Genomic DNA, 12,633 nt, shown 5'->3' on the forward strand with positions numbered 1-12,633 from the left:
GTGTTAGCTGATTAGTCCACCATGGGAACGCCATTCCATCAAATCGCACGCAGGGTCAAGAGTGAGTGCAGCAGCTGTCTCCGCGGCTAATTCCTGCCGGTAAGTTGATCAAGTACTGTCAAGACCTCTCTGAGTTTGATCGATTCTGGCGCATTGATTGATGCGAGCAACTCGACAGCGCGTTCGGCGGCCTCGCGAGACCGGTCGTGGTGCTCGAATCTCAGATGCAATTCAGCCAATGTCTCGCAGGCGTAGGTCTCCTCTTCCATCGCGCCGATCTGTCGAGCCAGAGCTGCGGCCCGGCCGAGGTAGTCGCAGGCGGCAAGGGCATTGCCGGCCGAGTATGCGGCCTGGCCGAGTCCGCGCAGGGCTGCGGCCTGTTCGCGCTGTGCGCCTATGGCTTGGGCGAGTTCGAGAGCGAGGGAGTGCTGCTCGGCCGCAGCGTCAAACCGCCCCGACTGTCGATGGACGGATCCGAGCCCGTTCATCGCGTCGGCCTCGGTCCGCCGGTTTCCGGACTCGCGGAAGGTGTGCAGGGCAGACTGATAGAGCTCGGTGGCTCGGACGGTTTCCTTCGGCAAGGGAAGGGAAGCTGCGAGATTTACTCGGACAGTCGCCAGGTCATCGGATGAAAGTACACTCATTCCGATGGAGAGAATCCTCTCGAAGGCGATCCGAGCCGGTTCCGGCCTTCGGGAGCTCAAGTGAATTCCCCCGATATTGCTCAGAATTTGCAGCTCGAGCCGGGCGTCCTTGAGATGAGCGATCAGAGCCTGCGCTTCGGTGAATGATTCGAGCGCAGACTTGTTGTCTCCGAGATGCAGAAAGATTGCTCCGATGTTGTTCAGGCAGCGGGCGTGGTTCCAATCGTCGTGTGTTGATCGGTGAATGCCGATGACCTCGCATTGGATCGACAGGGCTGTTGCGAGGTCGCTCTGATGCCAGTGAATCGCCGCGAGCTTCTCGAGTGCCTCGGCGGTGCACCTGGTGTCGCCCTCGGACCGGGCGAGGGACAGAGCTCGCTCGGCTGCCCGTGCGGCGTCGAGGTACTGTCCGGCTCGAACCTGGACTGACGCGAGCGCGAGGAGGGCATGTGATTCGGAGGGCCGTACTCCATGGGTGCGCCAGTGGGTGGACGCGGCGCAGTGCATCTCGATGGCTTCGCGCCACAGTCCTTCGGATTCGAGATGCCCGGCGAGGGAGTGGGCGAGCCAAGCCGCTTCCTCCGCCATGCCGGTGGTTCGGGCATGTTCTTCAACGGCCGCCAGGCCGGGCAACTCTGTGATCAGCCACGACTTGATGGCCTTTTCGTCAGGCCAGTCGATCGGGTCGACTGTGGCTGTCGTGGCTGAGTGCTCGGAATCGGTCGGCAGTGGCAGGCGTAGACGCCTCGGGTTGACGATGTGGTCTGACCGATACGCGCCTTGTATAGCATGACTGACGAGTCGTCGAATCGAGCTCTGACGTTCCTCGGCTGTTACGAGATCCACTGCATACTCGCGAAGGAGGTCATGCAGCACGTATCGCTCCGGCGAGTGCTCCTGGATCAGGTGCAGGTTGTGCAGATCCTCAAGAATCCGATCCGTTTCGCTCAGTGGCCGTCCGATCAAGGCGGCTGCAGAATTCGGGCCGATGTCAGGCCCGGAATAGAGGCCGAGTCGGCGGAAGGCTTCCTGCTGCGCGCTGGGCAAGGCCTGGTATGAGACGTCGAAGGTGAGGGCCACACTGTCGAGGCCATGGCGAAGCTCGTCCAGGCGGCCGCCCTTGCGGGAGAGCCGGTTGATGTAGTGGTGAAGCGACCACGAGGGACGGGACCTGAGCCTACTGGCCGCCAGACCGATGGCCAACGGTAGCCCTGCGCAGAGTCCGACGATGGATTCGACCTCCTCCCTACTACCAGTGCGGCCAGATCCGACCAGCCGGGTGAAGAGATCGACTGCGTCATCCATCGGCAGGTCATCGAGGAAGATCGGGTGGCAGGGGAGCTCGGCGAGCCGGTGACGGCTGGTGATGAGGATCAGGGCTGTCGGAGTTCCGGGGAGCAGCGGGCGGACTTGGTCCGGCCCGCGCGCATCATCGAGGACGACCACCGCTCGGCGTTCGGCGAGCAGTTCCCGGCATCTGGACAGGAGCTCATCGCGGTCCGATGGAATGGTTGCGGCTGCAAAGCCTGCCTGTCGAAGGATCGTCGTCGCGGCCAGCTCGGGTTGAAGTGGTTGCTGTGCGCCGGCGTTCGCTCGGAGGTCGACGTAGAACTGCCCTTCTGAGAAGCGATGCTGGGACAGATGTGCGGCGGTGACTGCGAGGTGTGACTTTCCTGAGCCTGCCATGCCGGAGACGACAGCAATGGCACCACCGGAAGAGTCGGGTCCGGCAGTGGAAAGAACCTCCTCCAGTTCCCGCTGCCGACCCACCAGCTCACGATGTACGGGCAGGTAACTGCGCTGTGGTTTGGGCTGTGCGCGTGCCTGCCCGCGTTGAACGGCCCCCCTCGGACGGGGTAGGAGTTCGTTGACGGGGATGCGACGGAGGACGCGCTGCTGGAGGAGGCTGAGCTGCTCGCCCGGTTCAGTGCCGAGCTGGCTGCGCAGCTCTTGTCGGGTTCGCTGAAAGACGCCGAGTGCCTCGGCCTGCCGGCCGCATCCGTACAAAGCGGTGATCAAGTGGCCGGCGACCCGTTCGTCCGTCGGGCGCTGGTCGGCCAACGCAGCCAACTCGGGAACGAGGCTGATGAACCGTCCGAACCTCAACTCGACCTCGAAGCGGGCAAGCGTGGTAGCCAGCCATTGGTCGTGCATAGTGCTTCTGGTGGCGTGCGCCCATTGGCCGGGAAGGCCGGCCAGCGGCTCGCCCTGCCAGATGTCTTCTGCGTGACCGAACACCGATAGGGCCTCGTGATCGTCGCCGATCTCTGCCAGCGATCTCGCACGGCGCGACAGTTGGACGTATCTCACCCAGTCGATCCGCTGCGGTTCGATGTTCAGGGTGTAGGTGTGTGCTTTGCGACTCACGGCTGCCAAGGGGGTGTCGGCATCAGCGGGCTGAGCGAGACGAAGCGCGGCGCGGAAGCGTGACAGGTAGGAGTGAGCCGTGGCGCGAGCTTTGGCCGGGGGGTCGTCGTCCCACAGCTTCGCGATCAACGATTCCAGTGAAACCGGTCGGCCGGCGTCGACCGCGAGAACCGCCGCCAAGCATCGCACCTTGTCGGATTCGAGCTTCACCGCCCGTCCCTGGGCTGACAGTTCGACTGTTCCTAGGAGATGGAATTCCATCCGGATACCCCCGCCGGTCGGTCCCCAGTCTTCACCGCAAGAGAGCATCGCATGTGCCTGGCCGACCAGCCATACCACGTCAGGTTTCGCATACCGGTGTGCTCTCGCATACTCTTCGTAGGTTTGCGTGCTATGTGGTATGAGCCGGGGGCGAAATGGGACCACTGAACACGGACATGGTCGAAGCGGCACTGTGCAGGGCTACGCCGTCATCGTTGGCAGTCATCGGGTCCTGGCTTCACCTGGCCCCCGGCGACTCAGGTGGCCTCACCGAACTGTGGCTTCGCGGACTTGCCGGGCCTGATCGCGAATCCGCGTTGGCCGACCTTGCTTTGCTGCTGGTCGAACGGTCGCAACAGAGCGCCGAGCTCGCCGTGGAGCTGTTGCGGTGGCTGGCTGACAGCGGTCATGGCCGGGCAGGCTCACACAGCGACCACCGCAATACGATCTCGGGTTCGGCCGATGTTGCCGGGGGCGTGGTCCAGGCACGGGACGTTCACGGGGGCGTGCACTTCCAGATTTCTGCGCCCGCGCAGCTTCCGATCCCTCAACAGCTTCCGCCCGCCCCTGTGCGCCTCCTTGGACGCACACGCGAAATGCAAGGGCTTGACGCCCTTCTCGGAGTGCCCCCCTGGGAAGGGGGACTGACGATCGTGCTCTCGGGGCCGGCAGGAGTAGGCAAGAGCGCGCTAGCTACAAGCTGGATGCGCAGGCTGGCCTCACGATTCCCCGATGGTCTTCTCTACGCCGACCTTCGAGCCCACACCCTGGACGAGCCCGCTCAGTTGACCGAAGTCCTTGGCGGATTCCTGCGCGCGATGGGTGTGGCCTCAGTGCCCTTGCCGCTTGCCGAGATCGTCGCTCTGTGGCGCTCCACGGCCTCGAAGCGCCACATCGCACTTCTTCTCGACAGCGCCCTCAGCGCTGCTCAGGTGCGCCCGCTGCTCCCTGGGTCGGATTCCTCGCTGGCAGTGGTCACCAGCCGAGCCCGGCTCACGGGCCTTGGTATCGACGGGGCCAGCTTCCACCCGGTGGGCCTGCTCGACCGTGAGTCGGCCACAGCCATCCTCTCAGCCCGCATCGGGGCTGACAGAGTGGCTGCCGAGCAAACCGCCGCTGACCAAGTGATCGCACGCTGCGCCGGTCTGCCGCTCGCCGTCTGCCTGGCCGGGGCGCGCATGGCTGCCAGGCCGAACCAGGCCCTCGCAGTCACCGCCGATGCGCTTGCGCGTGAGAGCGACCGGTTGGACGCTCTTCGGATCGACGGCGAGACAGCCGTGAGGAGCGTTCTCGACGCTTCCTGTCGTGACCTTGCCGACGGGCCCGCCCGCCTGTATCGGCTACTCGGGTTGCTCCCGCTTCCGGACATCTGCTCAGCAACGGCCGGTGCTGCTGCCGGTGTAGGAATCGGTGATGCCGATCGACTGCTCGACTCCCTTGCCGAGGTGCACCTGCTCCAAGACCTGGGAAGCGGCCGATACGGATTTCACGACTTGGTGCGCTTGCACGCTCGTACGTGGGCGCTGGAGACGGATCCTCCTGAGCTCCGACATGCGGCGTTGCGCCGTGTTCTCGAGTGGTACCTCGCAGCGGCGACCCAGGCCGAGGCTTTGATCAGCCCCAGCCATCGAAATCTTGCTCGCGACTACCAGGAACCACCCACCGGGCTACCTGACTTCGCCGACGAGTCTCAGGCTCTGGCCTGGCTCGATTCGGAGCGCGGTCACCTGATGGCGATGCTACGAGGTGGGGCCGCCACTGAATTCCCAAGCGGGGTATGGCAGCTCGTTGACGCGATGTGGCCACTCTTCCTTCGACTCCGCCCGCACGACCTGTGGATCGAGGCGCATGAGATCGGGATCGCGGCGGCACGCCGTGCCGGGGATCGGCAGGGGGAACTTCGAATGCTCACCTCGGGAGGCCATGGGTTGCGGAACGCAAGCCGGCCAACCGATGCCGCCGATTGGTTTTCCGAAGCGTTGGTGCTGGCTCAGGACATCGGCGACCTGCGGGCCGAGGCAGATGCCCATCACGGTCTCGGTCATGCCCGCCAGGCCTCGGGCCGACTCGACCAGGCGGCCGACGCGTTCCGGCATGCGCTGGAGCTGAGGGAATCGCTCGGCTACCTTCGCGGCGCGGCGCTCGCTCGGCTCTCGCTGGGCGAAGTGATGCTGGCCGGAGACCGGCACGACGATGCGGTGCACCTGTTCAGGCAGACACATCAACAGCTCTACGCACTTCCCGACCGGTACGAGGCCGCCCGGGCGATGGCGTGGCTCGGCCGAGCCCATGCCGCAGCGCACGAGAATTCGTCCGCCGAGGAATGCTTCGGCAACGCGCTCGCCGAGTTCAGGCAGCTCGGCTCCCGGCACTGGGAAGCGCGCACGCTGGAACTGATGGGGGAGCTTGCGGAACAGAGGGACTGCCCGACCGACGCACTGACGCGGTACGGGCAGTCCCTCGTTATCTATCAATCACTGGGCGCCTTGGACGTCGGCCGCCTGGTCGACAGGATCGACAACCTCCCGTCGACATAGCTACCCGCGACCGCTGCCACGCCGCGGAGGTCGGCCACACTCCCCCCGGCAGCAAGCCAGGCATGCATCAGAGAGCCGATCACGGCGGCTCCCAAACGGTGGCCCCCCGTTCTCGAGACCTGTACACGCTCGCCAGTCCTGGTCGCAACGACGAGTCCGCCGCGATAGCCCACAGCCGTCACTGCGCATCCCGGAAAGCGCCTGATCATGTCGGTCGCCCGTGACGCGGCCTCGAGGCGTCCGCACAGCCGATGCTCGTGCAGGACATCGGCGAGCGGCCGGATTCTCTCGTCGCGGTGAGCGGAGAGTCCTATGGAGAGGTGCTCGTCCACCAGCGACCGGACGGTGTCGACCCGATGGTTCTCCTCGCAGGCTGTGAGCCGGAACAAAGGGACGGATCCGATAGCCGATGCGACGTGTGCCACCCATGAGACCGCAGGGCTCCTGTGCGGCTCCCATGACAGTCCGACCTGGATAGTCATCGCCACCGCGGCACCCCCGAAAGCGGGCAGGGCAGGGTTACCCGCCCTGCTTCGGGCTCGTATGCCGGCTCACCCAGCTTCAACACGCGGTACAGCAGCCGCCGCATGTTGCGACCGAACCGGCCGGGCTCAGAGGAGATTCGAGCGGCGATCGGCTCGTACTCCTCCCGCCGGTACCGCCGCTCGGCATAGTCGAGCTGCCGGTCGAGCGAGTGCGTCAACGACAGCGAAGGAGCCGTCCGTGCCAGGACCGCGCCGGGCGAACGCAGGTTGACATCCTGGAAGGGAAAGCGGGCCAGGAGGATGGGCGCCGCGGTCATGGTGGCGTAGAGCGTGAGCGATCCGTGGTCACCGATGACGAAGTCCGCCGCGGCCAGAAGCGGGCGCCAATCCGCATCCGGGGCGATCAGCGTGACCGCGCCTCTCGTGGTCCCCGCAACCCACGATCGGACCTGCCAACCTCCATGCCCTGACCACACGTTCGGGTGCACGAGCATGGCCGTCCGAAAGAGATCGGGGGCCAATTCGGTGGCGAGGCGGGGGAACAGGTTGTCCGGCTGACCGAACATCGAGCCGGTACCCCACGTGGAGCAGACGAGGACGAATCGCTCGCCGTCCCGCAGCCCGAGAGCCTGCCGGTACTCGGATCGGTACGGGATGCTGGCCGCCAGCCGGTCGTGGTCGACGTCGCCGACGACCTCCGCGACCCCTAGCGCGTCGGGGCATGACGACGAAAGCTCCGTCAGGTCGTCCTGGTGCGCGAGGGCGTACGAAGCGCAGGTGAGCTCTCCTTCCCAGGTGAGGAACTCCCGGCCCAGTCCGGACACGCTCCGCTGACCGTCTTCTCCGGCGGGTGACAGCTTCTGGTGGCCGGCACCGTGCGGAAGTCTGACGACTGGCCCGCGCAGCTGGTCGATCCCCTGGGATCCGGCGGCCAGCACCAAGTCGAACTCCATGGCGGTCGCCGTCTCCCACGGCAGCACTGTGCCCCCCAGCGCCGACAGATAGCCGGCCACACCGTCGTTGAAGGCGTGCGGTGCCACGGTGAAGACAACCTGGATCCTCAAATCCGAACCGAGGAGCGCGAAGATGTCTCGGAGCCGTTGCGCGTAGACCAAGGTGTGGACGGCAACCAGCACCCGCTTGCACTCTGCCATCGTTGCCCAGCGCGTGTTCCCCTGCACGGCCGGGATGCACTCTCTGAGTGGACTGTTCACGACCTTACCCCCCATCGTGCCTGCAGCCGGGTCACAGCCCGGTCATGGCACGGTCTTTCCACCCGTAATGGCAGTTTCCTGCAAGGAAGTTGCGAAAGCCTTGCAGCCACTGGGCGACCTGGACCGCGCTGACGCTGATGCCGCCGAGGAGGTCGCTCGACGAGCTTCATGAGCCAACCCCTATGCCGCCAGAGTGGGCCGGGAGCATTTTTGATCTTGCCGTTGGCTCGGCGGGTGCCGGGGCCGGAGGGCGTGCCGGCGCGCTGGCGGGCTCAGATCACGCGGAGCCAGGCGCGGGCGAGGATTCGGGTGGCGTGGTGGTGGCGCTTCTTGCAGGCGCGCGCCTTGCTGGCCGGACGGACTTCTGGACGGCGAAGGGGGCGGCCCTGTGCGGGCCGCCCCCCTTTGTCTGCTGGTTGGTCAGACCTGGTACCAGGCTCGGAATGCAGAGCCGGGTTGGGGCTGGTCGATGGCCCAGGTGGTGCCGGTGGTGTCGGCGGTTGAGACGATCATGGCGCCGTTGGCGGCCAGGGTGACGCGGGGGTCGCTGGCGAAGATCATGCTCGGGTCGCCGAGGTAGGTGCCGGTGCCGAAGCCGGAGGTGGGCCCGCTCTGGCCGAAGACGGCGATGTGGCCGTTGGCGGTGCGGGCGACGATGTTGAGGGTGCCGCCCGCGCCGGGGGACAGCACGATGCTGGTGGCTCCTCCGGTGCCGCCGTTGAGGCTGATCCTGTACCAGGAGCGGAACTCGCCACCGGGCTGGAGCTGGTCGATGGCCCAGATGTCGCCGTTGACGTCGATCGCGGCCACGATCATGGCGCCGCTGGCGGCGATGGTGACGCTGGGGTCGCCCGCGAAGGCGGGGGACCAGCTGCCGAGGTAGGCGCCGCTTCCGATGCCGGAGGTGGGGCCGGTCTGGCCGAAGTAGGCGATGTGGCCGTTGGTGGTGCGGGAGAAGATGTTGACGGTGCCGCCGGCTCCGGAGGACAGGACCGAGGCGGTGCGCCCGGTGAGGCCGCCGGAGAGGCTGATCTTGTACCAGGTGCCGAACTGCGAGCCGGGGCTGCTCTGGTTGGCGGCCCACATGTCGCCGACGCTGTCGAGCGCGGTGACGATCATGGTTCCGTTGGCCGCGAGGGTCACGGCCGGGTCCGCGGCGAAGACCGGTGGCGCGGAGCCGACCGGGACGGCCAGACTGAACCCGGAGGCCGGGTCGGCCTGGGCGTAGTCGACGATCGCGCCGGCGCGGGTGCGGGCGAAGACGTGGACGGTGCCGCCGGCGGCGGAGGAGAGGGTCAGCGCCGGGTCACCGGTGTGCCGGCCTGCCGGGCCGAGCTGGTACCAGGACCGGAACGAGGAGTTGGTGCTGGTCTGGTTGGTGGCCCACAGGCTTCCGTCCGCGAGGGTCTTGGAGGCGACGAGGGTGCCGTCGGCGGCCCGGGTCATCGCGGTCACCGGTGCCTTGAGGCTCTGGCCGCCGTCGAGGGCGGTGACGGTGTTCAGGCCGCCGAGGGAGACGAGCCTGGGAAGGCCGAGTCCGGTGGGAGCGCCGGGGTAGAGCAGCAGGCATCCGGTGGGGCAGGTAATGGTCTGGGCGTTGCCATCGGCGGTGTAGTAGGTGACGGGGATGTTGGTGTCGGGCGGGGTGGTGGCGAGGACGTCGCCGACCTGCTGACCCGGGGTCGGGGTGAACAGCGGGTGGCCGTCGCTGCCGGGGGCGACGCTGCCGTGCGTGTTGCCGGGTGTGGTGATCATCGGTCGGTGCTGCGGGTCGAACCCGGTGGCGTAGACGCTGCCTGAGGCGGGGGCGCCGACCTGGTAGCCGGAGGCGTTGCGGGTGCCGGTGACCAGGCGGATGCGGCCGTACTCGCCGTCGCCGGGGTCGGAGGTGTTGCGGCGCGCGAGCAGGTCGGGGACGCCGTCGCCGGTGACGTCGCCGGGGGCGAGCACGTCGTAGTCGCTCCAGCCGTTCGTTGAGACGGTGGTGCCGGGCTTGAGCATGGTGGTGCCGGTCTCGGTGGCCAGTGGGCCCTCGGGGGTGCCGGTGTAGAGGATCAGCTTGTCGCCGTCCTTGACGAGCAGGTCGCCGCCTGCCGTGTTGTCCAGGCCTTCGGCTGCGGTGATCTGTGTGGCGCCGGACCAGTCGCCGCCGCCGGGGTGGAGCAGTTCGGTGCGCTTGCTCTCGTCGGGGCCGCCCATGCCGGTGCCCGGGTAGAGGTAGAGGCGGGTGCCGAGCTTGACGAGGAAGTCCTCGTAGCCGTCCTTGGTGACGCCGGGCGTCTGGCTGGCCAGGTCACTGTGGTGGGTGATGAGCGCGCCGGACCAGCCGGGCTCGGCGACACCGCGGGGCGTGTCGAAGGTGCCGTCGCCTCGGCCGGCGTACAGGACGAGGCCGCCGCTGCTGTTGGCGGCCACCAGGTCGGCATGGCCGTCACCGGTGAGGTCTCCGGGCCGGTCGCCGACCAGGGCCGGGTCCGTGGCGTCGCGCACCCACGGGGTTTCGGCGGTCTTAAGGATGGTGTAGCTGGAGTCGGGTCCGCCGTCGGAGCCGTCGAACGGCGAGAGGTTGCCGCCCTTGTCCATGGCCTGGACGGTGATCCGGTTGGTGGGCCACAGGGTCGGGGTGACGGACACGGTGGCGGTGCCGTCCGGCCCGGCGGCCACCCAGGTGCCGCCGCAGCCGCGGTTGACCACGGGCAGGGGCTTGTTCAGGGCGTAGCAGAACCCGGTGAGGCCGAACTGGTCGCTGGAGGCGAACTTGATCCTGCGCTCGACACGCGGAGGGACCTCGGCGATGTCGATGCGGTGGCCGTCCGCGGAGCTGACGGTCGGCTTGGTGGGGGGTGTGCGGTCGACGTTGAAACCGCAGTCGCGGCCGAAGCCGGATCCCACCAGGCCGTCCTCGGCCTGGACGTGCCACTTGACCTGGCTGCCGTCGCGCAGGCTCGTCACGGGCAGGGTCGTGCTTGCCCAGGAGCCGCTCGGGGCACCCGCTCGGGTGGAGAAGAACATCTGCCCGTTGCCGTGGTCCCAGGCTTCGAACTTCGCCTGGACGTAGCCGTCGGGGTCGGAGATCTGCGCCGTGAGAACGACGTCGTTGCGGCCGATCGTCGGCCAGGCGGCCGGGTCGCTGATGCAGGGCACGTTGACGTTGCTGCTGCTGCCCGGCGCCCACTGGCCTTCCCAGGCGGCGTAGTCGTGGAGCCACGGCGCCCGGTTGAAGGTGACCTCAAGGTAGGGGTTGTTCTTGAACCGCTTGAAGCTGTTGCGGTTGCCGAGGTAGTTGTCCGGTGTCTTCAGGCCGAGGGTGAGGTTCTCACCCCGGTTCGCGACGTCCTGGACGACGTTGCGCAGGGCGTCGGTGGTGAAGTCGTGGCCCTCGACGCCGGGGCAGTAAGTGGGGTTGCCGTGCGCGAAGGCGTCGGCGTCCAGCAGCTGGTTCCAGCTCGCCTGGTTGTTCCACGTCGGGGTGTTCTGGCTGATGGGCCCGGTGGACCACAGTTCGGTGTTGCCGGCGACGCCGGGGTCACAGCCCCACGAGTGGGTCTCGTCCACGTGGAAGGTGGCGGAGAGGACGGTCGAGCCGACCAGGGGGGCGGTGTTCATCTCGAAGAACGAGCGGGTGTTGCCGCTGCCGTTGTAGCCCACCCGGGGCTCGTCTGCGGGATTGTCGGAGTGCCAGCCGTCACCGTTGGGGTAGGCGGCGTTGGGGGTGGCGGAGTAGACGACGGCCCAGCGGTTGCGCCAGCCGTCGGTGAACGTCGGGTCGATGACCACGGGGAAGACGGTGTCCTGGCCGTGCAGCAGGTCCGCGTCGGGGGTCAGCCGGAGGGTGTCGGCGCCGACCTCGGCGGCCATCACGGCCGGAGGGTGCTCGGCTGCCGACGGCGCAGCGCTGCCGGCATCGCCGGCCGCCAAGGGGGCCGCGGCCGACTTCAGCGACTTGGACTGCGGAACGCCGCTCGACGGGGATGCGGCCGCGGTGGCCTCGGCCGGGGCGTGGGAGTCCCACATCCGGGGGGCCGGCGCGGTGAACACGGTTCGACCCGCACTGTCCGTGGCTGCGAGGTCGCCGCCCTGGCCCCTGGCCAGCGATATACCGCTGGTCTTCAGGCCGTAGGTGATCTGCGCCAGGCGCGGATCGGCCGCGGCCTGACGGGTGTTGACAACCAGGTGGTGGCTGAAGCCGTCGCTCTCGGCCAGGATCTTCAGATCGACGCCGGGCAGGACGTCCCGGTACAGCGCCGTCGTACCGTCCAGTTCGGGTTGCGGCAGCGGCGCAGGCCAGGACAGGGACAGCGACTTGCCGTCCTTGACCATGGTGGCGAGCGGGCCGGACCCGCCGCTGGAGAAGGTCATCGGGAAGACGGAGGCCCGCTGCGCGATGCTGCCGTCGGCGCGGCGCTCGAGGGCCGCGTCCACCGGGTGCCATGTGCCGTCGGCGGCCTTGGCGCGGACGGGCCGCGCGTGCTGGCGCCAGGTCAGCGTGCCGTCGGGGTTGGCGACCAGCTCGGTCGACTCGTCCTGGCGTTCCGTGACATCCACCGGCTTTCCCGACTGCCGCGCCTTCGCGATCGCGGACTGCTCGGGGGTGCCGGCGGATGCCGGAACGGGCGGCGTGGGGGGCGTGGTACCGGTGCCGGCCGCATAGGCGGGCAGAGGGGCCAGAACTGCCAGCGAAAGCGCGGCAACGACCCCGATTGCCATGGTGGGCCGACGCCGCTCTGAGGCCTTGTGGCCCGGATTATGACGGTGCATCCCCTTCTCTTTCCTCGTCCGACGGGAGCGGCCCCATCATGCAAGGAGGGAGTGACATCCCTCTGACCTGCAACGGAGCGGTGCCAGCGATCAGATGCCCGATCAGATGCGAAATCGTGATGACCGGGGATGGAGTCCGGCGTTTCAGGCGGACATCCGTGGACAATTCGAGCTAATTGGGCACGCCCAATTAGTGATGACTCGTCAGTAAATCGAGGAAGGAGTTATAAAAGTGAGATAAAGTCAGCCGGTCGAAGTGATCTGTCCACAGATCAAAGATTGATTGTCCGTCGGCCTTGGTAGCGTCCCGCCCGGGTGCGATCGCACCCGCACCAGACCGAGACGGAGGATTTAACGGATGCCTCCA

General features: G+C 67.4%; 4 protein-coding genes. 1 reads left to right on the forward strand and 3 read right to left on the reverse strand.

Annotated features, from left to right (window positions below; genetic code table 11):
* Positions 1 to 86: 86 nt before the first annotated feature.
* Complete coding sequence (locus ACIGZJ_RS27205; protein ID WP_396459683.1) at positions 87 to 3,221, reverse strand: BTAD domain-containing putative transcriptional regulator; 3,135 nt, start codon at positions 3,219 to 3,221, stop codon at positions 87 to 89.
* 266 nt (positions 3,222 to 3,487) lie between these two features.
* Between ACIGZJ_RS27205 and ACIGZJ_RS27210 the strand changes: the two genes are divergently transcribed.
* Entirely contained in the window at positions 3,488 to 5,809 is a 2,322-nt protein-coding gene (locus ACIGZJ_RS27210) for a hypothetical protein (RefSeq protein ID WP_396459684.1), read from the forward strand.
* Between the two features lie 478 nt (positions 5,810 to 6,287).
* On the opposite strand, the gene ACIGZJ_RS27215 is transcribed toward ACIGZJ_RS27210, so the two are convergent.
* Complete coding sequence (locus ACIGZJ_RS27215) at positions 6,288 to 7,430, reverse strand: hypothetical protein (RefSeq protein WP_396459685.1); 1,143 nt, start codon at positions 7,428 to 7,430, stop codon at positions 6,288 to 6,290.
* A gap of 498 nt (positions 7,431 to 7,928) precedes the next feature.
* The gene (locus ACIGZJ_RS27220; protein WP_396459686.1) at positions 7,929 to 12,053 is read right to left on the reverse strand and encodes a hypothetical protein; all 4,125 of its coding nucleotides are present in this window, start codon (positions 12,051 to 12,053) and stop codon (positions 7,929 to 7,931) included.
* Positions 12,054 to 12,633 lie beyond the last annotated feature (580 nt).

Origin of the sequence: Kitasatospora sp. NPDC052868 (genome assembly GCF_044547105.1) — a bacterium.
Taxonomy (GTDB): domain Bacteria; phylum Actinomycetota; class Actinomycetes; order Streptomycetales; family Streptomycetaceae; genus Kitasatospora.